This window comes from Companilactobacillus zhongbaensis, assembly GCF_003946515.1.
Taxonomy (GTDB): Bacteria; Bacillota; Bacilli; order Lactobacillales; family Lactobacillaceae; genus Companilactobacillus; species Companilactobacillus zhongbaensis.
Window position 1 is genome coordinate 186,410 of the sequence record NZ_RHOM01000001.1, and the last position, 23,667, is coordinate 210,076.

The following is a 23,667-nucleotide window of genomic DNA, read 5'->3' on the forward strand; positions in this document are numbered from 1 at the left end:
AAATGGATAACAATGACAGACTAACCGATGCTGATGCGTTGGATGAAAAAGAAAATCAGTCCGAAAAAACTCTCCGTCCGCAAACTTTTGATGACTACTTAGGTCAAGAAAAAGCTAAGCATGAGTTAGACGTCTACATTCGTGCGGCTAAGCAAAGAAAGCAAACACTAGACCACGTTTTACTCTATGGACCTCCTGGGTTAGGTAAGACTACTTTGGCCATGATCATAGCTAACGAGATGGGTGTTAACATTCATACAACGACAGGACCATCGATCGAAAAATCGGGTGATCTAGTAGCTGTCTTAGATGAATTATCACCTGGGGATGTTTTGTTCATCGATGAGATCCACCGAATGCCCAAGGCGGTTGAAGAAGTGCTTTATTCAGCTATGGAAGATTTTTACATCGATATCATTGTTGGCCAAGGCGCCGAATCTAGATCCTTGCACCATCAATTAGTTCCATATACATTGATCGGAGCAACGACGACTTCCGGACGTCTTTCGGCACCACTTAGAGATCGTTTTGGGATCGTCGAACACATGGAATATTACAGTGAGCAAGAATTGGCTAAGATCGTCTTTCGCTCAGCAGGAGTGTTGAACATCGCTATCGATGAAGATGGAGCTCACGAATTAGCGCGCAGATCTCGGGGGACTCCGAGAATCGCTAACCGTTTATTGAAACGGGTGCGTGACTTTGCTCAAGTAGAAAATAAAGATAAGATAGATTACGACATTGCTAAGTCAGCTTTGAATCAACTGCAAGTTGACGACCAAGGACTCGATTCACTCGATCGCAAGATCTTGAAGATGATGATCGAGCTATATAACGGTGGACCATTAGGAATTAAGGTCATCGCTGCTAATATTGGTGAAGATCAAGAAACTATCGAATCAGTCTATGAACCATATTTAATGCAAATGGGCTTTTTAAAGCGGACTGCCAGAGGCCGGATTGTAACTAGAAAGGGATATGAACATTTAGGTTACCCATATCCTGAGGAGGACACGAAATGACATTAACCACAGAAGATTTTGACTACGATTTACCAGAAGAATTGATCGCCCAAACACCGATCAAAGACCGTGACCATTCAAGACTATTAGTATTGGACCACGAAACAGGGGCATACGAAGATAAGCATTTTTACGATATCTTGGATTATTTGAATCCAGGAGATGCTTTAGTAATGAACAACTCCCGAGTTTTGCCTGCACGTTTATACGGAACAAAAGCAGATACTGACGGACACGAAGAAGTTTTGCTTTTGAACAATACAGAAGGCGACAAGTGGGAAGTACTAATGAAACCAGCTCGTCGAGCACATCCAGGAACAGTCATCACCTTTGGTGACGGTCAATTGACAGCAACGGTTGAAGAAGACTTGGAACACGGTGGCAAGATCATCGAATTCCACTACGACGGCATCTTCTTGGAGATCTTGGAAAAATTAGGTGAAATGCCATTACCTCCATACATCAAAGAAAAATTAGACGATCCTGATCGTTATCAAACAGTCTATGCCAAAGAAAACGGCTCGGCTGCAGCACCAACAGCCGGTTTGCACTGGACCAAAGATTTACTAGAAAAAGTCCAAGAAAAAGGAGTTAAGTTAGTTTACCTAACACTTCACGTAGGACTAGGAACCTTTAGACCAGTAACAGAATCAGACATCAGCAAGCACGTCATGCACTCTGAGTTTTACCGATTAGACGAAGATTCAGCCAAAACATTGAACGAAGTCAGAAAAAATGGTGGCAAGATCGTAGCAACCGGAACAACCTCGATCAGAACCCTCGAAACAATCGGAACAAAATTCAACGGTGAAATCAAAGCCGACAGTGGATGGACAGACATCTTCATCAAACCAGGCTACGAATGGAAAGTAGTAGACGAATTCATCACCAACTTCCATCTACCAAAATCAACATTAGTAATGCTAGTAGCAGCATTCACAGGACGTGAAAACATCTTAAATGCTTATAAGCATGCAATTGATGAAAAGTATCGGTTCTTTAGTTTTGGGGATGCCATGTTTATAAAGTAGAGAGCGCAGCGAGGTTGGTCAGCTGCTGAGGATTAACGCGGGTGGTCGAACAAGGTGCGACGAAGTCGTGCCTCGACCACCTGTGTTAACCGGAGGCCGCTACCTCGCGGAGCTCGTTTTCTGCAATCAGAACTAGAAAAGCAGAAAATCACAAACACCTGCAGCAATCAAAACAAGTAAAGCAAAGCGGACTCTATTCTTACTACATATGATTCATACGATACCAAGCAAATCCTTCGAAATCCCTTTAGTATCGGTGTAATCAACCTTGTTAATCGAACCTCTTCACTTTGCCGAGAAAGCTTTTTGCAATCAAAACAAAAAATATTCAATTCAGATAGCTTTCAACTAACAAAACGGTCAAATAATTTCCACTTTGACCAACCCCAAAAAAACATGTTTAATATAACTGAAAAAGAAAACACAAAAATGGAGAAGAACAACGGTTTTTCTCCATTTTTTAGGAAGGTAAATATATGTCAGAACCGGCAGTAAAATACACATTACTCAAAAAAGAAAAACACACCGGTGCACGTTTAGGTTTACTCGAAACACCTCACGGAACGTTCGAGACACCAATTTTCATGCCCGTAGGAACTGAAGCCACTGTTAAAAATATGGCTCCAGAAGACCTCGAAAAGATCGGTGCAACTATCATTCTTTCTAATACATATCATCTTTGGCTACGACCAGGAGAGGATATCGTTAAAGAAGCAGGTGGCTTACACAAATTTATGAATTGGAAAAAGGGTATCCTGACCGATTCTGGTGGTTTCCAAGTATTCTCACTTGCGAAGACCCGTGATATCACCGAAGCTGGGGTTCACTTCCGCAACCATTTGAATGGTCGCCGAGAGTTTCTTTCACCTGAAAAAGCCATCCAGATTGAAAATGATTTGGGACCAGATATTATGATGAGTTTGGACGAATGTCCACCATTCTTTGAAAGCTACGATTACATCAAAGACTCAGTAGAAAGAACTAGTCGCTGGGCTGAACGTGGCTTGCAAGCACATCGAAATCCTGATTGGCAAGCATTATTTGGAATCGTCCAAGGTGCTGGTTTTGAAGATCTTCGTAAACAAAGTGCCAAAGATTTGGTCAGCATGGACTTCCCAGGTTATTCTATTGGTGGGTTATCAGTTGGTGAATCTAAACAAGAAATGAATCACGTTTTAGATTTCACGACACCATTACTACCCGAAAACAAACCACGTTACTTGATGGGAGTAGGTTCAGCTGATGCCTTGATCGATGGAGTTATTCGTGGTATCGACATGTTTGATTGTGTCTTACCAACGAGAATTGCTCGTAATGGTACTTGTATGACGACACATGGACGCTTAGTCGTCAAAAATGGTAAATACGCTCGTGACTTCCGCCCACTAGATGAAGATTGCGATTGCTACGTATGCCGTAATTACACTCGGGCTTATATTCGACACTTGATCAATGCTAACGAATTATTTGGAACACATTTGACTAGTTATCACAACTTGTACTTCTTATTGAAGTTGATGGCAGACGTCAGACAAGCAATCAAAGACGATAATTTACTTGAATTTAGAGAACACGTCTTTGAACAATACGGCTTTAATAAGAAAAACGCGAAAAATTTCTAATATTATCGAATAAATGTTTTCGTTTTCTGGATACCACATGTAATATTTGGTATCCTGTATTTATATGGAATAAATTAACGAGGTGGAAAATTTGGATATATTAACTCTTGGAGCCGCAGCAGCCGGTGGAGTTGGACAATATGGAATGTTAATTTTCATCATTATCTTATTTGTAGGTATGTACTTCATTTCAATTCGTCCACAAAGAAAACAACAACAAAAGCGTCAAGAAATGCTTAAACAAATGTCAAAAGGCGACAAAGTCATGACACTTGGTGGAATCAAAGGAACTGTAGAATCAATCGATCGTGACAGTAAAGAAGTTGTCGTTGATTGTGACGGTATCTACTTAACATTTGATTTGAACTTTATCAGAAAAGCTACACCTGCTGATAATGTAAAAGACAGCACAAACAAGAATGCTAAGGCTGAAGAAAAGCCAGCTGAAACAAAAGAAACAGCTGACAAAGCTGAAACTTCAGAACCAGCTAAAGAAGAAACAAAAGAAACTACAGACGAAGCTCCTAAAGAAGAAGCAAAGTCTGAAGATAATGACAAATAATTTTTAATAAAATAAGCTGAAATATTCGGAGATTAAATCCTGAATAATTTCAGCTTATTTTTTTGTTTTTTTTGAAGAAAAATGACGTTAGAATTATTTTATGTGATATTCTATTTATAGACTTATAATCCAAGTAATTATGAATTCAACCACTATGCATGAAAAGGTTGAGAATATGACATCATAATTGGAATTTTCAAGAAAGAGTGGGTCACGAAATTCAATGGGTGATTGAATACTGTACAAGGTGAGTTGATAATATTTGATATTAGTAAATAAGTTTGCAAAAATAATATCTACTTACAGAAAGTACTTGCCTTAGAGCGTACTCGAAGGTCTAAGATATTTCTAAATTATAAATAAACTAGTTAGAGAGCATCATCGAGGCGATTTATTTGGCAATGTTGTAAAATAAATTTTGCATGATGCTTGAAAAAAAGGGAGACAAAAATATGGCAAATGAAAAGAAAGCAGTGTTCATTATTTTCGGAGGTTCTGGAGACCTCGCTCACAGAAAACTTTATCCAGCTTTGTACAATTTGTATAAAACAGGTGATCTCAAGGATCATTTTGCTGTAATAGGAACAGCCAGAAGACCATGGAGCGATGATTACTATCGTTCAACCGTTGTCGAATCATTGAAAGACGTTGACGATGATGAAAAGATGATGCAAGAATTTGCCAAACATTTCTTCTATCAATCACATGATGTGACTGACTCCGACCATTACATTGCCTTGAAACAGCTTGCTGCTAAACTTGATGATCAGTTTGAAACTGATCAAAATCGAGTTTATTACATGGCCATTGCTCCAAGATTTTTCGGTACAGTTGCCGAACATATTAACTCCGAAGGTTTGAAGACGAAAGGCTTTAACCGCTTAGTCATCGAAAAACCATTCGGTCGTTCATTCGATAGTGCCTGCGAATTAAATAGTTCATTGACTAAAACTTTTTCTGAAGAAGAAATTTATCGTATGGATCATTATTTGGGTAAATTCATGGTCCAACAATTTACTAATATTAGATTGAAAAATCATAATCTTGAAAAAGCTTTGAATAATAAGTATGTTTCAAACGTCCAAGTAACACTTTCAGAATCACTCGGTGTGGAAGATCGTGGCGGCTACTATGAAACAGCTGGTGTTTTACGTGACATGGTTCAAAACCACATCATGCAAATTATCGGTGCAGTTGCCATGGATAAGCCAGCTAAACTTGATTCAGACTCGATCCACGAAGTTAAGCGTGATGTCTTTGATAGTTTGAAAGTTCTTCAACCCGAAGAAGTTGATCGAGATTTCGTTCGTGGTCAATACGATGAAGATGTGACTGGCAAGTTAAAAGCTTACCGTGATGAAGATAACGTTGATCCTAATTCTAATATTGAAACATTTGCTGCTGGGAAAATTATGTTGGAAAATGAACGTTGGGAGAATGTGCCATTTTATGTTCGTTCAGGTAAGAGAATGCCAGCTAAATCATCACGGATCGATGTTGTTTTCAATGACAAGATCAAAGAATTAGGTCTAAATCCTAATTCAACTGTGACATTTTTGATCGAACCAGAAAATGGTAGTTCGATCCTCGTTAATGGCATTGATTACAAAGAGTCCAATCAAGATTTCATCAGCTTCCCTGAGGATCCACACTTCTTTGATAACGAACGTGAAGCATACGAAAGCCTCATGATCGATATTTTGGATGGTAACAAGATCCACTTTACGCTTTGGAATGAATTGCAAAACGCTTGGAAGTATATTGATGTAATTAGAAATCAATGGGATAATGAAACACCAGTATTTCCAAATTATATGAGTAAGACTATGGGACCAGACGCTGCGTCTGAATTGCTCGAACGTGATGGCAACTCATGGGTCTGGGACGATTAATTGGTGGTGTAGATCATCGGATTTTTAAAGATTCCAATTATAGTTGAAGAAAATCGAAAAATCATCCATGTCGACATGGATGCTTTTTTTGCGTCTTGTGAAGAACGAGAGCATCCGGAATATAAGAAGAAATGTCTGATCGTAGCACCTGATCCACGAAAGAACAATCACCACGGGGTAGTAACAACAGCGAATTACAATGCGCGAAAGTATGGCGCTCACTCAGCTATGCCGGCTCAACAAGCCATCGAATTGATTCCTAAAGAAAAGCTCGTTATTGCACCACCAAACTTTGAGCTTTATCGTAAGACTTCGGAATACATTCACAACATTTTTGCGGAAGTGACCGATACTTACCAATCTGTTGCTTTAGATGAAGCTTATCTAGATGTGACAAAAAACAATCTTGATGAGCCTAATGTCATGAAAGTTGCTAACTATATTCAGCAACGGATCGTGAAGGAAACGAAATTAACTTGTTCAGTCGGGATGTCTTACAATAAATTTCTTGCCAAGATGGCTTCAGATTATCGGAAACCTTTTGGTCGGACGATTATTTTAGGTGCTTATGCAGAAGACTTTTTGAAGCCGATTCCGATCGAGAAGTTTAATGGTATCGGTAAGACGACCCAAAAACGGCTCCATGAGATGAATATTTTTACTGGTGAAGACTTACAAAACTTAGATCAGGATACTTTTATCGATACGTTTGGTAAAATGGGGTATGTAATGTTTCGACGAGTTCATGGGATCGATGATTCTCCGGTGGAAAGTCAGCGAACTCGCAAGTCGATCGGACGTGAACGGACTTATATCCACAATATTGTTTACAGTGCCGATGTCTTGAAAGAACTACAGAAATTGGCTGATATGGTCAGCACTGATCTGAAGAAGAAACGTCAACACGGCAAGACGGTTGTTTTAAAACTACGGGATTCTAATTTTGAAACTGTCACTAAGAGAATGACTTTTCAAGACTACGTCCAAAATGCCGACGAGATTTATCAAGTTGCCACGGAGATTTATAATAAGTTAGACGTTACCGATAAGAAGATTCGGCTACTCGGCATCACGGTCACTAATCTTGACCCACTTTCTTATGAAGAAGTACGACTAAATTTGTTTTCAAGCGAGGATAATAATGAATAGTTTTTCAGAAATTGCACAAACAATTAAAGATAATGACAAGATCATTATCTTGCGCCACACTAATCCAGATCCAGATGCTTTAGGATCACAACGAGGATTGGCTAACGCTATCAAGGAAGCTTACCCAGAAAAATCTGTTTTACTAGGTGGAAATAACGCAGAAGGTCTGAAATGGCTTTCGACTATGGATGAAGTTAAAGACGAAGACTTCAACGATGCTTTAGTTATCGTCACAGATACTGCCAATACAGAACGGATCGATGATGATAGATATAATAATGGTAAGTTTTTGATCAAGATCGATCATCATCCTAACGATGATGCCTATGGTGATCAATTGTTTGTCAATACCGATGCTAGTTCATCATCTGAGATCATTGCTGATCTTATCAGTGAAGTAAGTGACTTGAAATTGTCGAAAAATGTTGCTTATTATTTATATGCTGGTATAGTTGGTGACACTGGTCGATTCCTTTATCCAGCAACGACACAACATACGATGAACGTTGCCGGTGAATTTTTAGCCTTAGGTATTGATGCTAAGAATATCAACATTAAGATGAATGAAATCACTTTGCCACAAGCAAAATTGCAAGGTGAACTTTTCAATCGCTTGAAAATCGATGGATCTGGTGCGGCAGTTGCCGTGATCGATCAAGCTTTGATCGACCAATTGAATATCACTCGTGAGCAAGCTAATTCAGTCGTTTCAACACCGGGACGCTTGAAAGAAGTTCATGCTTGGCTAGAAGCAGTTCAAAAAGACGATGGTACTTATCGGATGCACTTGCGTTCTCAAGGACCGATCATCAATGAACTAGCTAAAGAACACAATGGCGGGGGACATCCATTAGCCAGTGGTGCTGATGCCAAAGACTTAGCAGAAGTCGAAGAAATGTTCCAAGAACTGATCCAAATAGTAAATGACTACTATAAGAAAGGTGAATAGATGACAAAATTTTCACAATACAACTTTAAAGATGCAATCAATGCATCACTTAAACAAATCAACTTTGATGAACCAACCGAGGTTCAAGAGGCTGTTATTCCACTAGTTAATAAGAAGAAGGATGTAATCGTTCAATCAATGACAGGTTCTGGTAAGACACATGCTTTCTTACTACCGATCTTAAATTCGATCACCAAAGAACCAACCGTTCAAGCCTTGATCGCTACACCTAGTCGTGAGCTGGCATACCAAATTTACGAAGATACTCAAGCTATCTTGAAGAATTTTGGTGAAGACTACAATGCCTTTATTTTCGTTGGTGGAACTGATAAGCAACGCCAACAAAGAAAATTGGCTGCACACCAACCACAAATCGCTATCGGAACTCCTGGTCGTCTTTGGGATTTGATCAAGGAAAACGATTTGCATGTGGAAAACGTTGAACGATTCGTCGTTGATGAAGCTGACATGACACTCGACATGGGCTTTTTAGATGATGTTGTTAACATTGCTGCCAAAATGCCGGAACATCATGAAACGGCTGTTTTCTCGGCAACTATTCCACAAAAACTTGAGCCATTCTTGCAAAAATATTTAACTGGTCCCAAGAAAATCGAGATCAAGAACTCACACGTTATTTCTAAGAATGTCGATAACTGGCTAATGTTCACTCACGGACGTGATAAAAAAGCTTTGATCTACAAGTTGATGACGATTGGTGAACCATACATGGTCTTAGTTTTTGCCAATACGAAGAAATCGGTTGACGAAATTTATGAATATTTGAAGCAACAAGGATTGAAAGTGGCACGTTTGCACGGAGGCTTGACTCCTCGTGAAAGAAAACGGGTCATGAAGCAGATCGAAAACTTGGAGTTCCAATTCGTCGTTGCTACTGACCTAGCTGCTCGAGGAATCGATATTAACGGTGTATCACACGTTATCAACGCAGAGATCCCTGAAGATCTTGAATTTTTCGTTCACCGTGTCGGTCGGACTGGTCGTAATGGGATGTCCGGGGTTGCTATCACTTTGTATGATCCAGGTGAGGAAAATAAAGTTGCCGAGATCGAACACATGGGGATCAAGTTCCATCCTAAGGAAATCAAAAATGGTGAAATCGTCGAAGGTTATGACCGTGACCGTCGAATTCAGCGTAAGGCTACAACTGAAAAGCTTGATAATAAATTAGTTGGTTACGTTAAAAAGCAAAAGGTCAAAAGAAAGCCTGGCTACAAGAAGAAGATCAAGAATGCAATTTCGACTGAAAAGCGCCAACAAAGACGGATCAAGAATCGTCAAGAAAAACGTGATCTTAGAAAAGCACGTCGTAATAAATCACTGTAGTTAATGACCATAAATATTGACAAATCAGCGGTTTAAAATTAAAATTTCTACTGGATATAATAAATAGCACCAATTCTTAAGAGAAGGCTAGTAGGTGAGAATGCCGAGAAGATGACTATTTATTGCTGCCAGTTAATTTTTGAAATATATAAATTTGTTGAGAGGCAAACGATAATCGTTGCAAACAAGGTGGTACCGCGCATGGGCGTCCTTGATTTTTGCAGCGATTTTTGTTTTAAGGGAGAATAAATGAAGAATTTATCCAGTGCAGAAATCAGACAAATGTTTTTAGACTTTTTCCAAACAAAAGGTCACACGATCGAACCTAGTGCTTCACTAGTACCAGTCGACGATCCAACTTTGTTGTGGGTCAACTCAGGTGTTGCCACATTAAAGAAGTATTTTGACGGAACAGTGATTCCTAAGAATCCACGGATCACTAACGCTCAAAAATGTATCAGAACTAACGATATCGAAAACGTTGGTAAAACGGCTCGTCACCAAACATTCTTTGAAATGCTAGGTAATTTTTCGGTCGGCGATTATTTCAAAAAAGAAGCTATTCCTTGGGCATACGAATTTTTGACAAGCCCTGATTGGTTGGATATGGACGAAGACAAGATCTATGTCACAACTTATCCTAAAGATACTGACACTCAAAAGATCTGGCAAGAAGTCGGTGTTGATCCAACTCACATTTATAAAGTTGAGGATAATTTCTGGGACATTGGTGAAGGCCCTTGTGGACCCGATTCAGAGATTTTTTACGATCGTGGACAATCATTCAATAATTTAGCTGAAAATGATCCAGAGAACTATCCAGGCGGTGAAAACGAACGCTATCTTGAAGTATGGAACATCGTGTTCTCAGAATTGAACCATTTGCCTTCGGGTAAGTACGTTGAACAACCACATAAGAACATTGATACGGGGATGGGACTAGAACGACTAGTTTCCATTATTCAAGGAACGAGAACTAACTTTGAAACTGACTTGTTCATGCCTTTGATCAATCACGTGGAAGAACTTTCAGACGGTCGTAAATACGACCAAAATGACGAAGATGACATCTCCTTCAAGATCATCGCTGATCACGCCAGAACAGTATCCTTTGCTGTTGGTGACGGTGCTTTGCCTTCAAACGAAGGAAGAGGCTACGTTATCCGTCGCTTGATCAGACGTGCTGTTTTAAACGGTAAAAAACTCGGCATCAATGGACCATTCTTGTATAGACTAGTTCCTATCGTTGGTAAAATCATGGAAAGTTACTATCCAGAAGTTAGCCAACAACAAGAATTTATTGCTAAGACGATAGAAGCTGAAGAAAAGCGTTTTTCAGAAACATTGAACGACGGTTTGAAATTGTTGAACGGTGTGATCGATGACTTGAAACAAAACAATGAAAAAGTTATCGACGGCGAAAGTGCCTTCAAGTTGTTCGATACTTATGGATTCCCATTAGAAATGACAATGGAATACGCTCACGATGAAGGTTTGAGTGTCGATGAAGATGGTTTCAAGCACAACATGGAACTTCAAAGAGAACGTGCTCGGGCTGCTCGTGGTGACTTACAGTCAATGGGTATGCAAGATGAAACTTTGATGGAAATCAAGACTGAGAGTGAATTTGTCGGATACGATCACAACGAGATCAAAGCTACTTTGAAAGACATTGTTGTTGATGATGAAATGGTCGATTCAGTTTCTATGACAGCTGATAAAGCACAATTGATTTTTGACAAGACTCCTTTTTACGCAGCAATGGGTGGTCAAGTTGCTGACATCGGTAATATTTACGATGAAAACAACAACCAAGTCGCTGAAGTATTGAACGTTCAACATGCACCTAATGGCCAAAACATTCACTTGGTCCACATTATTTCTGAATTAGAAGTTAACAAAGAATATACTTTGAAGATCAATGTCGACTTCCGCGAAAAAGTTCGCCACAATCACACAGCTACTCACTTGCTTGATCAAGCCTTGCGTGATGTCGTAGGACCAAGAACACACCAAATGGGTTCTTTAGTTGAACCAGGTTATTTGCGTTTTGACTTCAATAACAACGAAGGGCTCAATGACGAACAAATCAAAGAACTTGAGAAGATCGTTAATGAGAAGATCTGGGCTTCGATCCCTGTGAAGACAGAAGTTTTGCCACTTGAAGAAGCTAAGAAGAAAAAGGGTGCTATCGCACTCTTTAGTGAAAAATACGGTGATATGGTACGTGTTGTCGAAATCGACGATTACTCAGTTGAATTTTGTGGTGGTACTCACGTTGCCAATACTTCAGAGATCGGTTTGTTCAAGATCACTTCTGAATCAGCTGTTGGTTCAGGTACACGTCGTATCGATGCTGTTACTGGAGAAGAAGCTTTTGAATATCTAAATGATCAATTAAACAACTTGAAAGCAACTGCTCAAAACATGAAGGTCAACCAATTGAAAGATGTTCCAGCACGTGCAGATCAATTAGTTGAAGAAGTTAAGAAATTAAAACGCGACAACCAAAACTTGAAAGTTCAATTGACAAGCCAAAAATCGGCAGAAGTCTTTGATAATGTTGAAGAGATCAATGGAACAAAAGTTATTGCTAACGTTATTTCTGCCGATGATATGTCTACTTTGAGACAATTAGCTGACAAATGGAAGAGTGAGAACAAGTCAGATGTCTTGATCTTAGGTGCTGGTTCGGGCGAAAAAGCAAATCTAGTAGTATCAGTTAATAAAGATGCTCAAGCTAAGGGATTGAAAGCTGGCAATATTATTAAACAAATCGCTAAAGAGATCAATGGTGGTGGCGGTGGCCGCCCTGATATGGCTCAAGCTGGTGGTAAAAATCCTGATGGTTTGACAAAAGCATTACAATTAGCTAAAGATATTATTAAAAATAATTAAAATGTTCTATAATAGAACATGATTACTAACAGTCACTTAATAATATTAAATGGAGGTTTTGCCATGAGTTCACTTGATAAAACTATGAGTTTTGATTTTAACGAAAACAAAGGTAAAGATGTCAAAGAAACTTTGCAAAGTGTTTATCAATCGCTAGAAGAAAAGGGATATAATCCTATCAACCAAATCGTTGGATACTTACTATCTGGCGATCCAGCTTATATTCCTCGTCACAATGACGCCAGAAATTTGATCTTAAAACATGAACGGGATGAGATAATTGAAGAATTAGTTAAGAGTTATCTCAACCAAAATAAATAATGCGTTTATTAGGTTTAGACGTAGGTTCTAGGACTGTAGGAGTAGCTGCAAGTGACTTGTTAGGATGGACAGCCCAAGGTGTTGAGATCATTCGGATCAACGAAGCTAATGAAGACTTCGGATTGGATCGCCTCGGCGAGATCATTAATGACAAGCAAGCTACTGGGATCGTTATTGGTCTTCCTAAGAACATGAATAACAGTGAGGGACCACGTGCAGAAAAGTCCCGCGAATATGGCAAAATGGTCACTGAGAAGTTTGATCTTCCAGTCGACTTCATTGATGAAAGATTAACGACTGTACAAGCTGAACGCATGTTAGTAGATGAGGCTAATGTTTCGCGTAGTAAGCGCAAGAAAGTAATAGATAAAATTGCCGCCGAGATGATCCTACAAAATTATCTCGATGCTAAAGGCAAGCTAACACGAAATTAGGTGGAATTTATGAGTGAAAAATCCGGATCAAACGAAGAATTAGACGAAGTTATTTTAAGTGATGACCAAGGTAACGAAGAAACTTACAAGATTTTATTTACATTTGAATCTGACGATTATGGGAAGTCCTATGTGATCCTTTATCCTAAGAAAGCCGAAGGATCAGACGAGATCGAAGTTCAAGCCTTCTCATTTTCTCCCGATGAAAATGGTGACGTTGACGCTGGTGAACTAACAGCAATCGACGACCCAGAAGAATGGGAAATGGTTCAAGAGGTACTTAATACATTCACAAGTGATGACGATTAAGATTTTTAATAAATTACGGATCATGAATTAAATCATGGTTCGTAATTTATTGTTTTCTTAATTAGATTTCATCGATTATTTTGTTTAGAGGTAATTGTGATAAAATTAAGCAATACACTGAACTGACACTAAGGGGATAAAATGCTAAGTTTGTTATTAATTTTATTATTAGTTTATGGGTTTTATGCAGGAGCTAGAAGAGGTCTTGCTATGGAAGCTTTTTACACAGTCGGTTATGCCGTATTTTTTGGCCTGGCTATTATTAGCTTCCATTTCTTAGGACCCAAATTTGAAATGCTCATTCCTTATCCATCAGCTAATTTAGGAAGTGAATTTGCCTTCTTTTCAACAAAAGTCGGTATGGAATTAGACGATGCATTTTATCGTGCCTTCGCTTTCATTTTCGTCTGTGTGATTGGTTGGATCATCATGCGTTTTGCAGGACTTTACTTCAAACGCTTGACGTACACGCCAATGCCATACGATGTTAATATTTTGAGCGGTGGTATCTTAGGACTAGTGGTGACCTATGTCACTATTTTTATGATCTTATTGATCTGTGCCATGATCCCAGTTCCTGGTATCCAACATGCCTTGTCGCATTCTTTCATTGCTTCAGCGATGATCGAGGCGTCACCGATCATTTCCAAGTGGTTACCTGCATTGTGGATCTAGCTTAATACTGAAATAAGTCAGGTTAATTCTGAGTTGAAGAAGAATAGAGCTCTCTATTTTTTGCAACGGAGAATTAACCTTTTTTTTAAATTAAAATTAAACGGAGTTTTTATATGAATAATAAAGCATTAAATGTTTTAGAGTTTGACAAGATCAAAGATGAGATTGCCAAGTATCTAATAACATCGCGTGGGAAAGGCCTCTTGAAGAAGTTGATGCCGATGTCAGTCGAATCGATCGTTCATCGATTGATCGACCAGACTAAGGATGGTATCGACATCGTGCGTTTAAAAGGTGAGATCCCCGTCAGAAAGTTAGATGACCTCCATGATCAAGCTAACCGTCTGAAAAAAGAAGGAAATTTGAACGGAACTGAATTAGCCGCCATCGGTCAAGTTTTAAAAAACACTTCCGAACTGAAAGAATTTTTTGAAACTTTACGAGATGATGAAGTAGCTTTGCGTGAACTATTCAACTTAAGTGAAAAGTTAGTTAACAATCCAGCTTTGACGAGAAGATTAGAGAAGTCGATCGATGAGTCCGGTCGCGTGCTCGATACTGCTTCAGAAGATCTAGCTTATATTCGTAATCAGATCAATCGATACAACGAACAGATCCGTTCAGCCATGGAACAATTTACTCGTGGAAAAAATACTAAATATTTGACTGAAGCGATTGTAACTTTGCGGGACGACCGTTTTGTGGTTCCAGTTAAAACTGAATATCGGACGAAATTCGGTGGAGTAGTTCACGACCAAAGTGCCAGTGGTCAAACTCTGTACATCGAACCACAGGCTGTAGTCGGTCTGAACAACCAATTGCACGATGCCCAAACGTCGGAAAAACTCGAGGAGATCAAGATATTAGGCGAGTTGTCCGATTTAGTCCGCCCAGAGATCGACGATATTTTAAAAAACAACGAAGTTTTGGCTCAATTTGACTTGATCAATGCTAAGGCAAAATATGCCAACCAGATCAAGGCAACAGAACCATTAGTTTCGCGCGATAACATTGTTGATCTTAAAGAAGCCAAGCATCCACTGATCGATCCTGACAAAGTAGTCGCTAACGACATCAAAATCGGTTCTGACTATCGAACCATGTTGATAACTGGACCTAACACTGGTGGTAAAACTATTACTATGAAGACCTTAGGTTTGATCCAGATCATGGCTCAAGCAGGACTATTCATTCCTGCCCATGAAGAGAGTCAAGTTGCAGTCTTTGATGAAGTCTTCGTTGATATCGGTGATGAACAATCGATCGAACAAAACTTAAGTACTTTTTCATCACACATGGACAACATCATCAACATCATGAAAAATGTTTCTGAGCGCAGTCTAGTTTTGATCGATGAGTTAGGTGCCGGAACGGATCCTCAAGAAGGTGCCGCAATTGCAATCGCCATCTTAGAAAAACTTTCCGAGTCTAATCCTGAGATCATGGCCACGACCCACTATCCAGAATTGAAGATCTATGCCTATAACACCGAAAATACGATCAACGCCAGCATGGAATTCGACGACAAATCGTTGAAGCCAACTTATCGCCTATTGATCGGTATCCCAGGAGCAAGTAATGCGCTCAATATTGCTGCAAGGTTAGGGATGGACCGCTCAGTTATCGACCGTGGTAATGCCTTAATGAGCGGCGAGAGCCAAGATTTGAACAATATGATCAATGATTTGGAAAAACGACGCAAAGAATTTGAATCTAACAATGAAAAACTTGAATCACAATTAGCTAAGAATAAGCAATTAGAATCTGAGTACGAATCAGAAAGAACTGCCTTGGAAAATTCGAAAGACAATGAGATCCGTGCTGCCAAAGTTCGAGCTAATCAAATTGTTTCTAATACTAAGAAAAAGACCGAAAAGATCATCGATCGACTCAAAGAATTAGAACGTCAAGGTAATGCCGTCAAAGCTGACCAAATAATCTCTGCTCGGACTGATTTGAAGAATCTCCACCAAGAAGACTTGAAGAAGAAGAATCGCGTTCTCAGACGTGCTAAACGCCAACAAGAACTCAAAGTCGGTGATGAGGTCAAGGCAATCCCTTACGGACAATTTGGAACGATCGTCAGAAAAGACAAGAACAACAAATTTGAAGTTCAATTAGGAATTTTAAAGATGAAGTTCGATGGCACTGACTTAGAGAAAACTAACCAAAAACCAAAAGAAGAAGAGCAGAAACCAACAATGGTCAAGCGGACGAAGAGTTCAACCCTTTCGACTAAGCTTGATCTGCGTGGAGAAAGATATGAAGAAGCCATGGCCGATCTTGATCAATACATTGATGAAGCATTGCTGGCAGGATATAATCAAGTTACCATCGTTCATGGATTTGGTACGGGAGTCATCAGAAAAGGAGTAACCAAATACTTGCAAAGCAATCCGCGAGTGAAATCATTTGGATACGCCCCAGCTAGTTCTGGTGGATCCGGTGCAACGATTGTTGACTTATAGTATGAGTCAAAATGGTATTCTAATAATTACAAAAGTGATAATATCTTATTGAAAGTTTAAAAGGAGTGAACAAAATGGTTGATGAAGTAACAGATACAACATATGCTGACGAAACTAAAGAAGGTGTCGTACTAACAGACTTTTGGGCTACATGGTGTGGTCCTTGTCGTATGCAATCACCAGTAATCGAGGAATTGTCAGAAGAAAATGATGCAGTTAAGTTTATGAAGATGGACGTTGATGCTAATCCTAAGACTCCACAATCATACGGCATTATGGCTATCCCAACTTTGGTTATTACTAAAGATGGCGAAGTTGTCGACAAGCTTACTGGTTTCCACAGCAAGGCACAATTAGCTAAGATTTTGAATGATTACACAGACTAGTGTTTGTGTTTGAGCGCAGCGATTGGTTTTAATCGCGCGCTTTTTTTGTGGTTTGTTTTTGTTTGTGTGAGATGTTTTGGGTAGAGGTTCACTGCCGGTTCTGCGGGGGATTCCGGAAATTTCGCTGTGGAACGGTGTGGGCACGATTTTGAGCTATCCGGGAAGTTCGCCCGGACATCTCAAAACTCGGCCTTTTACTAGGCAATAAATTGCCAAGTAAAATTTCACACCTGACAGCGAATTTCCTCCATCCCCCGCAGAACCTAGGATGGTGACAAACTAACTTTTTGGGTGGGATACGGTACTTATTTTTATCTCAGTCGTATTTTTGATTTGGTTAGCTGTGTTTATTTTTTTTCGTTCTTGCGATTTTGATTTTCTGTTTTATCTTGTCCATGTTTTTTTGATCTCTTTACTTCTTTCTCGGGCTCCATACTCGTTCCTCGTCTGTCGCCTTTTTACAAAAATACGTTTCTATTCGTATTATTTTGTTGATTGTTTGAATATTTGTGGGGGCTTTGTTATTTTTATAGCAAGTAGTGATTTTGTCTGATTTGGGTTTTTAATTCGCATTTAACGATTTGGAAGGAGATGGCTTTATGGGTTCTTTTAAATTAGTTTTAAGTGATATTGATGGTACGATTTTGGATGATGATCAGCAGGTTGATCCGGTTTTGATTTCTGAGATTTCGAGATTGAAAGAGTTGGGGATTCCGTTTGTTTTGACTTCGGCTCGTTCTCCTGAAGGGATGACGGCGATTGCTGATGAAATGGGATTGGCCAATGTTCCACTTTCTTGTTACAACGGCGCCTATTTGGTCAATTCATCTGCGGACGGCCCAACTGTGATCTCCAGCCACCAGCTTCCTGTTGCTGAAGTCAGGGATATTTTGTCTTTGTTGCAAAAAAATTATCCTAGGGTCGCCATTAATTTATATTCCAAATCTGATTGGTACGTGGGAAAAATCGACAGCTGGGTCCACGAAGAGGCGAGGATCACCAAAATAACACCAGCAGTAGTCGATCTCAACGACTTCATCAAACAAAACCCAGTCCATAAATTATTACTGATCGGCGAAAAATGTATCATCAAAAAAATAACCCAACAGCTATCACTAATGCCTTGCAAAAACATCAACTTCGTCCTATCAAAGGAAAACTATTTAGAAGTAATAAACAAAACTGCCAGCAAAGCACAAGCCCTAAAAGAACTAGCCAACTATTACCAATTAGACTTATCACAAACAATAGCCTGTGGAGACAACTTCAACGACGTCCCAATGATCCAAGAAGCAGGGCTAGGAGTAGCCATGGAAAATGCCCCAGAAAAGGTAAAGGAAGCAGCAGACGTAGTGACAGATAGTAATAACAACAACGGTGTAGCAAAAATATTAAAAAAGTACATTTGAAGAAGAATAGAAAAAAGATGACGAGCATTCAAAGAATGCAAGTCATCTTTTTAAGTGGTTTTTCAAGGTTTTGATTTTACTAACAAAGATAAGTACTGAGATAGACCGCAAACCATGGGGAACAACAAAAGTGCCAATTTAATGAAACTAGAGTGGAGCGTTCCCCCCAAAAAAAATAAACATTGATGCGACCAAATTAGGTGGAGGGGCCCGGGAATACAGCCCTCAGCAGCTAAATTTTACTTGGCAATTTATTGCCTAGTAAAAGACCAAGTTTTGAGATGTCCGAGCGAACTACTCGGATAGCTCAAAATTGTGTCAGCTGCGTTCCAGCGGCTGTATTCCCGGGCCACGGAACCGGCAATCAACCACCAGATTAAATATTGACCTACCCATCAAACTTTGTCAGAAAACGTTTTTTGATGTATATTATAGTTTCTAGTTTCGTTCAATTTGAATCAAAATAGAAACAATTTTGTTCTTGAGATCTAAAGTAAAACTACCCATACAAGCTGCGCCAATTGTGTTCTGCACCGTCTCACTAATAAACCCAGCCTCAAGAGAAAACTCAGGCTTGTCGTTATTAAGATTGAAACGTTGAACAACTTCTGGACCGGATAATTTGTATTTGTAGCTTGTTTTTGATTGATTAACGATCGCTAATTCTCCAAAGGCAGCATTCTGGAATACTTTTGGTAATTCATTCATATCCTGAATGGCTAAGCGTCGGCTGAGATCTTTTCCCGCCCAGTATAAAAGCTCTGAAGTGTCCTTATCTAACAAATCAGGTAAGACGAAGTCACGTAAGACGGAAACAGCGAAATACTTTGATGTTAAATCATTTTCTGTTTCTGCGACAGATTCAGTTTCCAAATCTTCATTTTGCTTTTCAGTATCATTAATATTTTGTTTGGCCATTACTTTTACTCCTTTTGCATAAAAGTATTATATCATTAGCTTAATGCCTTTTTAACCGAATAGCGACTATCTAAAAAAATAAAATTGATTTCAAAAATATTTATGGGGTGTCATATATGAGTGATAAAAGACCGATTGGTTTATTAGATTCAGGGGTCGGCGGCTTAACAGTCGTTGAAGAAGTCATCAAGAAGCTTCCACATGAAGACATCGTCTTCATCGGGGATGAAGCACACATGCCTTATGGCGTTAGACCGGCATCTGAGATCATCAAATATACAAGAGAAATGGTCGAATTTTTAATTTCCCAAAATGTTAAAGCAATTATTTATGCTTGCAATACGGCTACAGCACGTGCCTTATCGACCTTAGAAAAAGAATTTGACGTCCCCATGTTTGGTGTCATCAAATCAGGTGCACAAAGTGCGGTCGCTGACACAAAAACGGATGATATTGGTGTCATCGGAACCGAGTCAACTGTCAATTCTGGTAGCTATCCTGAAACAATTGCTAAGGTGGATGATAAAATTAAAGTCCACTCGATCGCAGCCCAACATTTCGTAAAAATCGTCGAAAGTGATGCGGCTGATACGGACGCTTCTAAAGAAGACATCGCTCAGACTTTAGCGCCATTAAAAGAAACAAATATCGACACTTTGATTTTAGGGTGCACACATTTTCCTATGCTTGAAAAGCAGATTCAGGCATTCATGGGTGAAAGTGTTAAGTTGGTGGATCCAGGGATCGAAACGACCAACGTCGTCAAAAAATATTTATCTTCCGAAGCGATGTTGACGGACAATCAGCAGTCGGGTAAAGTCGAATTGAATACAACTGCCAATCTCGACAGTTTTAAAGCACTGGCCAAGGATTGGTTAGGTTCTGGTATTTCAGAAATTAATTTAATTCGAATAGGAGATTAGTATGCAAGAAATTATTGTTGCAACCAAAAACCCCAATAAGGCAAAAGAATTCAAAAAGATTTTTGATACAGACAAGTTTGAAATCAAGACATTGCTAGACTTCCCAGATTTTCCAGATATTAAAGAGACGGGTTCGACTTTTGAGGAAAACGCTAAAATCAAGGCACATGCGGTCATGGACAAATATCAGTTGCCAACAATCGCTGACGACTCAGGATTATCGGTAGATGCTTTATTCGGGCAACCAGGTGTCAGATCAGCTCGTTACGCGGGTGATCACAACGATGCCGCCAATAATGCCAAACTACTTACAGAAATAGGCGGGACCCCTGAAGAAAAGCGGACCGCTAAATTTATTACCGTTTTAGTTTTTGCTAATCCTAATAATCCCACTGATTTAGTTGTTAGTGGAGAAGTCAATGGACGAATAGCAATGTTTCCGCAGGGGGACGACGGATTTGGCTATGATCCGCTTTTTTACGTGCCAGAGAAGGGCAAGACAATGGCAGAAATGACCCTCGATGAGAAAAATTCGATCAGCCATCGTGGCAATGCCATCCGGGCATTAGAAAAGAAATGGCAAGACTGGATTATTTTGTAACCGTTGCCGTAAAATAGCAATAATGCTAGTATTAAATTGCTAGTAAATTATGAGGAGATGTTATTATGACTGGTGGACAAATTGCAGGACTTATTGCAGCTGTAGCTTTCGTAATCTTAGTGATCTTTTTAGCTGTGGCTTTAGTACAAACAGCCAAACTATTGAAGAAGCTTCAAGACACAATCAAGGAAACAACAAAGATGTTAACTGTGATCACAAAGAACACAGACCGCATCTTGGATCAAAGTGGTCGCTTAGTTGATAAGACAAACACATTGATGGATGACGTTAATGGCAAGTCAAGTAAATTAAACCCATTGTTTGATACAGTTGAAAACCTTGGAAATAAGGCAGCAGATGCAACTTCAGACAAGCCAAAAGAAGGATTCAGTTTCTCAAGTCTTTTGAGCCTTGCCAACGCAGCAACAATTGCCAAAGGTGCTTCAAAGATCATGTCTAGAAAGAAGAGATAACCATGAAAAAGAAACGTTTTTTAGCAGGTATCATTCTAGGGAGCGCTGCTGGTTATCTTGCCTCAAGATATTTGGTTAGCGAGGATGGCCAAAGAGCACTAGAAAATATCAAAACGATCCGTGGAGACTTCAATAACGGTGGTTTTGGTTTAGCTGATAAGAACCAATTGAAAGAAGAGTTCAACCAAAAAACAGCTTCATTGAAGAATTCATTATTAGACAAGTCAGACGAAAAACAAGACGATGAAGAAGCAACAAACATCGTGTTTGATGAAGACGATATAAACAAAGGCCAAGCGTAGAGCGAGGCCTTTTTGTTTTGGGGTTTTGGGTTTGTAATTTTTTGAGCTTGTAGTTTGTGGGGAGGTTCACTGCCGGTTTTGCGGGGGATTCCGAAAAATTCGCTGTGGAACGGTGTGGGCACGATTTTGAGCTATCCGGGAAGATCACCCGGACATCTCAAAACTCGGCCTTTCACTAGGCAATAAATTGCTAAGTGAAATTTCACACCTGACAGCGAATTTTCTCCATCCCCCGCAAAACCTAGGGGTTAACAAAAAGGCCATTTTGGGTGGGGGTAACAGTATTTATTTCTATAGATATTGACTGTTTTGGTTTTTACAGAGGTTTTAATTTGAATATAACAATCGGGTTCTATAGAGATGGATATCTGTTTAACAAAGGTCGTGGTGGTCATCGGTTCCTATGAGAGCATGGCTAGAAGGAAAAATATTTTGTTTTTTTGTTCTTTTTTTTCGTTCGCCAGAAAAAATTGAAGAGATAGAAATCGAACCAAAAATTCGATTATTCGACACGGATAGGAACAACTATCCAATCCAAACAATTTAGTACAACAGAAATAAGTACCGTATCCCACCCAAAAAAATTTGATTGATAGACCTTAGGCCCCAGGGGTGGAGAGAATTCGCTGTCAGCCATGAAATTTCACTTAGCGGTTTACCGCTTAGTGAAAGACCCAGCTTTGAAACAAGCGAGCGGTCTGTGCTCGATTGGTTCAAAGTGGCGTCCATGGCGTTCCACAGCGCAATTCTCGGAACCCCTGGGGCCGGAAATGAACCACCGCACAAACTATTACCACTATAAAATCCCTAAACCAAACAAAAAAAGCATTGATCAAAAATCGATCAATGCAAAAAACAAAAACTAATCAATGAACTTCAGTTCCTTTGATGTATGTGTGAATGGCTCGTTGCCATTTTCCGTAATATAAACACAATCCTCAATACGCACACCTGCTTCATTAGGAATATAAATACCAGGTTCGATCGAGAAGCACATGCCTGGTTTAAGGACCATGTCGTTTCCTTCCATGATTGATGGGAATTCGTGTTCTGATGTTCCCATTCCGTGGCCTAAACGGTGGATGAAGTACTCGCCGTATCCAGCTTTGTCGATGATGTCACGGGCAACTTTGTCTAATTCTGCCGCTGTGATACCAGGTTTAGCGGCGTCCATTGCTGCGTATTGAGCTTCTAAGTCGACTTTGTAAATATCCAAGGCTTTTTCGTTTGGCTTACCGAAAGCTACTGTTCTGGAAGCGTCACTGATGTAGCCATTGTGGACTGTTCCTAGGTCAAAAAGAATTAATTCATCTTTCTTCAAGAGATTCTTTTCTGGACCACCATGTGGATTAGCTGCATTGGCACCTGCTTGCACGATGGTATCGAAACTCATGTGCATGATACCTTTTTTCATTAGGGCGTATTCGATTTCTGCAACTACATCTTGTTCAGTGCGTCCTTCTTTGATAGCGTTGAACGCTACTTCAAAGGCATAGTCAGCTTCTTTTCCGGCTGCTTTAAGATTTTCAATTTCTTCCGGTGTCTTGATCAAACGAGCGTTTTCCATGTATCTCGAAAGATTTCCTGGAAATTCTGCGTTAGGGAAGTGTTTTTTGACGATTTCAAATTTTTGCACGGTCAAATTGTCTTTTTCAGTGGCCCATGATTTAGGATCACTTTTGACATCTTTGATGTGGTCTGCTAACATTTTCCAGCCGTCTTCATTATCAAGATATCCGAAAACATCCTTGTCCCAACCGGCTTTTTTAACAGAGCCAACCTCGAGTGCTGGTGCGAAAATGAATGGATCTTTGTCAGGAAATACGATCAATGCTAAAATTCTCTCTACCGGATCGCTATAAAATCCTGTAAAATAGTTAATATCTGTTGGATCAGAGATATATGCGATATCGTAATTATTGTCGCCCAGATATTTTTGTAGGTCTAATAATTGTGTCTTCATAACCTTCTCCTTA

At 39.6% G+C, this 23,667-nt stretch carries 22 protein-coding genes; 20 read left to right on the forward strand and 2 right to left on the reverse strand.

From position 1 onward, the window contains the following. Positions 1-2 precede the first annotated feature (2 nt). The 16 genes from ruvB (at position 3) to EKM69_RS01045 (ending at position 18,474) form a co-directional block, all read left to right on the forward strand. A complete protein-coding gene (ruvB, locus tag EKM69_RS00970) occupies positions 3-1,022 on the forward strand; it encodes a Holliday junction branch migration DNA helicase RuvB (protein WP_125707198.1) in 1,020 nt (339 codons plus the stop codon). Further along, a complete protein-coding gene (queA, locus tag EKM69_RS00975; RefSeq protein ID WP_125707200.1) occupies positions 1,019-2,053 on the forward strand; it encodes a tRNA preQ1(34) S-adenosylmethionine ribosyltransferase-isomerase QueA in 1,035 nt (344 codons plus the stop codon). Before ruvB ends, queA begins: the two co-directional genes overlap by 4 nt. 476 nt (positions 2,054-2,529) lie before the next feature. Then, on the forward strand, positions 2,530-3,675 hold the full coding sequence (gene tgt, locus EKM69_RS00980; RefSeq protein ID WP_125707202.1) for a tRNA guanosine(34) transglycosylase Tgt: 1,146 nt from the start codon (positions 2,530-2,532) through the stop codon (positions 3,673-3,675). A 91-nt stretch (positions 3,676-3,766) separates the two neighbouring features. Continuing rightward, positions 3,767-4,237, forward strand: a complete 471-nt coding sequence (gene yajC, locus EKM69_RS00985) for a preprotein translocase subunit YajC (RefSeq protein WP_125707204.1) — start codon at positions 3,767-3,769, stop codon at positions 4,235-4,237. A 452-nt stretch (positions 4,238-4,689) separates the two neighbouring features. Further along, positions 4,690-6,129, forward strand: a complete 1,440-nt coding sequence (gene zwf / locus EKM69_RS00990) for a glucose-6-phosphate dehydrogenase (RefSeq protein WP_125707206.1) — start codon at positions 4,690-4,692, stop codon at positions 6,127-6,129. Positions 6,130-6,168: 39 nt separating this feature from the next. Next, positions 6,169-7,278 carry a DNA polymerase IV gene (gene dinB / locus EKM69_RS00995; RefSeq protein ID WP_318530647.1) on the forward strand — a complete coding sequence of 370 codons (1,110 nt, stop codon included), beginning with the start codon at positions 6,169-6,171 and terminating at the stop codon, positions 7,276-7,278. After that, positions 7,271-8,227, forward strand: a complete 957-nt coding sequence (locus EKM69_RS01000) for a DHH family phosphoesterase (protein WP_125707208.1) — start codon at positions 7,271-7,273, stop codon at positions 8,225-8,227. Before dinB ends, EKM69_RS01000 begins: the two co-directional genes overlap by 8 nt. Further along, on the forward strand, positions 8,228-9,574 hold the full coding sequence (locus tag EKM69_RS01005; protein WP_125707210.1) for a DEAD/DEAH box helicase: 1,347 nt from the start codon (positions 8,228-8,230) through the stop codon (positions 9,572-9,574). A 249-nt stretch (positions 9,575-9,823) separates the two neighbouring features. After that, complete coding sequence (gene alaS, locus EKM69_RS01010; protein ID WP_125707212.1) at positions 9,824-12,472, forward strand: alanine--tRNA ligase; 2,649 nt, start codon at positions 9,824-9,826, stop codon at positions 12,470-12,472. A 63-nt stretch (positions 12,473-12,535) separates the two neighbouring features. Further along, positions 12,536-12,793, forward strand: a complete 258-nt coding sequence (locus EKM69_RS01015; protein ID WP_048703872.1) for an IreB family regulatory phosphoprotein — start codon at positions 12,536-12,538, stop codon at positions 12,791-12,793. Continuing rightward, on the forward strand, positions 12,793-13,227 hold the full coding sequence (gene ruvX, locus EKM69_RS01020; protein ID WP_125707214.1) for a Holliday junction resolvase RuvX: 435 nt from the start codon (positions 12,793-12,795) through the stop codon (positions 13,225-13,227). Before EKM69_RS01015 ends, ruvX begins: the two co-directional genes overlap by 1 nt. Before the next feature lie 9 nt (positions 13,228-13,236). Continuing rightward, positions 13,237-13,536: a DUF1292 domain-containing protein gene (locus EKM69_RS01025; RefSeq protein ID WP_125707216.1), complete on the forward strand. Its 300-nt coding sequence runs from the start codon at positions 13,237-13,239 to the stop codon at positions 13,534-13,536. A gap of 141 nt (positions 13,537-13,677) precedes the next feature. Beyond that, positions 13,678-14,211, forward strand: coding sequence for a CvpA family protein (locus EKM69_RS01030; RefSeq protein WP_125707218.1), 534 nt, complete (start codon positions 13,678-13,680; stop codon positions 14,209-14,211). Positions 14,212-14,324: 113 nt separating this feature from the next. Next, entirely contained in the window at positions 14,325-16,679 is a 2,355-nt protein-coding gene (locus EKM69_RS01035) for an endonuclease MutS2 (protein ID WP_125707220.1), read from the forward strand. 74 nt (positions 16,680-16,753) lie between these two features. Further along, the gene (gene trxA, locus EKM69_RS01040; protein WP_125707222.1) at positions 16,754-17,065 is read left to right on the forward strand and encodes a thioredoxin; all 312 of its coding nucleotides are present in this window, start codon (positions 16,754-16,756) and stop codon (positions 17,063-17,065) included. 599 nt (positions 17,066-17,664) lie between these two features. After that, a complete protein-coding gene (locus tag EKM69_RS01045; protein ID WP_125707224.1) occupies positions 17,665-18,474 on the forward strand; it encodes a Cof-type HAD-IIB family hydrolase in 810 nt (269 codons plus the stop codon). Positions 18,475-18,912: 438 nt separating this feature from the next. On the opposite strand, the gene EKM69_RS01050 is transcribed toward EKM69_RS01045, so the two are convergent. Then, the gene (locus tag EKM69_RS01050) at positions 18,913-19,392 is read right to left on the reverse strand and encodes a DUF2507 domain-containing protein (protein ID WP_125707226.1); all 480 of its coding nucleotides are present in this window, start codon (positions 19,390-19,392) and stop codon (positions 18,913-18,915) included. A gap of 116 nt (positions 19,393-19,508) precedes the next feature. On the opposite strand from EKM69_RS01050, the gene murI reads away from it, so the two are divergent. The 4 genes from murI (at position 19,509) to EKM69_RS01070 (ending at position 21,691) form a co-directional block, all read left to right on the forward strand. Further along, on the forward strand, positions 19,509-20,315 hold the full coding sequence (murI, locus tag EKM69_RS01055) for a glutamate racemase (protein WP_125707228.1): 807 nt from the start codon (positions 19,509-19,511) through the stop codon (positions 20,313-20,315). 1 nt (position 20,316) lies between these two features. Continuing rightward, on the forward strand, positions 20,317-20,916 hold the full coding sequence (locus EKM69_RS01060; protein WP_125707230.1) for an XTP/dITP diphosphatase: 600 nt from the start codon (positions 20,317-20,319) through the stop codon (positions 20,914-20,916). A gap of 65 nt (positions 20,917-20,981) precedes the next feature. After that, positions 20,982-21,389 (forward strand): DUF948 domain-containing protein, encoded by a 408-nt coding sequence (locus EKM69_RS01065; protein WP_125707232.1) that lies wholly within the window; start codon positions 20,982-20,984, stop codon positions 21,387-21,389. A gap of 2 nt (positions 21,390-21,391) precedes the next feature. Continuing rightward, a complete protein-coding gene (locus EKM69_RS01070; protein ID WP_125707234.1) occupies positions 21,392-21,691 on the forward strand; it encodes a hypothetical protein in 300 nt (99 codons plus the stop codon). An 862-nt stretch (positions 21,692-22,553) separates the two neighbouring features. On the opposite strand, the gene EKM69_RS01075 is transcribed toward EKM69_RS01070, so the two are convergent. Continuing rightward, a complete protein-coding gene (locus EKM69_RS01075; RefSeq protein ID WP_125707236.1) occupies positions 22,554-23,654 on the reverse strand; it encodes a M24 family metallopeptidase in 1,101 nt (366 codons plus the stop codon). Positions 23,655-23,667 lie beyond the last annotated feature (13 nt).

Coding starts and splice junctions, on each gene's coding strand:
- EKM69_RS01070 (WP_125707234.1), top strand. CDS start 21,392: ATGAAAAAGAAACGTTTTTTAGCAGGTATCATTCTAGGGAGCGCTGCT.
- EKM69_RS01050 (WP_125707226.1), bottom strand. CDS start 19,392: ATGGCCAAACAAAATATTAATGATACTGAAAAGCAAAATGAAGATTTG.
- EKM69_RS01065 (WP_125707232.1), top strand. CDS start 20,982: ATGACTGGTGGACAAATTGCAGGACTTATTGCAGCTGTAGCTTTCGTA.
- tgt (WP_125707202.1), top strand. CDS start 2,530: ATGTCAGAACCGGCAGTAAAATACACATTACTCAAAAAAGAAAAACAC.
- EKM69_RS01035 (WP_125707220.1), top strand. CDS start 14,325: ATGAATAATAAAGCATTAAATGTTTTAGAGTTTGACAAGATCAAAGAT.
- alaS (WP_125707212.1), top strand. CDS start 9,824: ATGAAGAATTTATCCAGTGCAGAAATCAGACAAATGTTTTTAGACTTT.
- ruvB (WP_125707198.1), top strand. CDS start 3: ATGGATAACAATGACAGACTAACCGATGCTGATGCGTTGGATGAAAAA.
- EKM69_RS01015 (WP_048703872.1), top strand. CDS start 12,536: ATGAGTTCACTTGATAAAACTATGAGTTTTGATTTTAACGAAAACAAA.
- trxA (WP_125707222.1), top strand. CDS start 16,754: ATGGTTGATGAAGTAACAGATACAACATATGCTGACGAAACTAAAGAA.
- EKM69_RS01075 (WP_125707236.1), bottom strand. CDS start 23,654: ATGAAGACACAATTATTAGACCTACAAAAATATCTGGGCGACAATAAT.
- queA (WP_125707200.1), top strand. CDS start 1,019: ATGACATTAACCACAGAAGATTTTGACTACGATTTACCAGAAGAATTG.
- EKM69_RS01005 (WP_125707210.1), top strand. CDS start 8,228: ATGACAAAATTTTCACAATACAACTTTAAAGATGCAATCAATGCATCA.
- EKM69_RS01060 (WP_125707230.1), top strand. CDS start 20,317: ATGCAAGAAATTATTGTTGCAACCAAAAACCCCAATAAGGCAAAAGAA.
- murI (WP_125707228.1), top strand. CDS start 19,509: ATGAGTGATAAAAGACCGATTGGTTTATTAGATTCAGGGGTCGGCGGC.
- EKM69_RS01025 (WP_125707216.1), top strand. CDS start 13,237: ATGAGTGAAAAATCCGGATCAAACGAAGAATTAGACGAAGTTATTTTA.
- EKM69_RS01000 (WP_125707208.1), top strand. CDS start 7,271: ATGAATAGTTTTTCAGAAATTGCACAAACAATTAAAGATAATGACAAG.
- zwf (WP_125707206.1), top strand. CDS start 4,690: ATGGCAAATGAAAAGAAAGCAGTGTTCATTATTTTCGGAGGTTCTGGA.
- ruvX (WP_125707214.1), top strand. CDS start 12,793: ATGCGTTTATTAGGTTTAGACGTAGGTTCTAGGACTGTAGGAGTAGCT.
- EKM69_RS01045 (WP_125707224.1), top strand. CDS start 17,665: ATGGGTTCTTTTAAATTAGTTTTAAGTGATATTGATGGTACGATTTTG.
- EKM69_RS01030 (WP_125707218.1), top strand. CDS start 13,678: ATGCTAAGTTTGTTATTAATTTTATTATTAGTTTATGGGTTTTATGCA.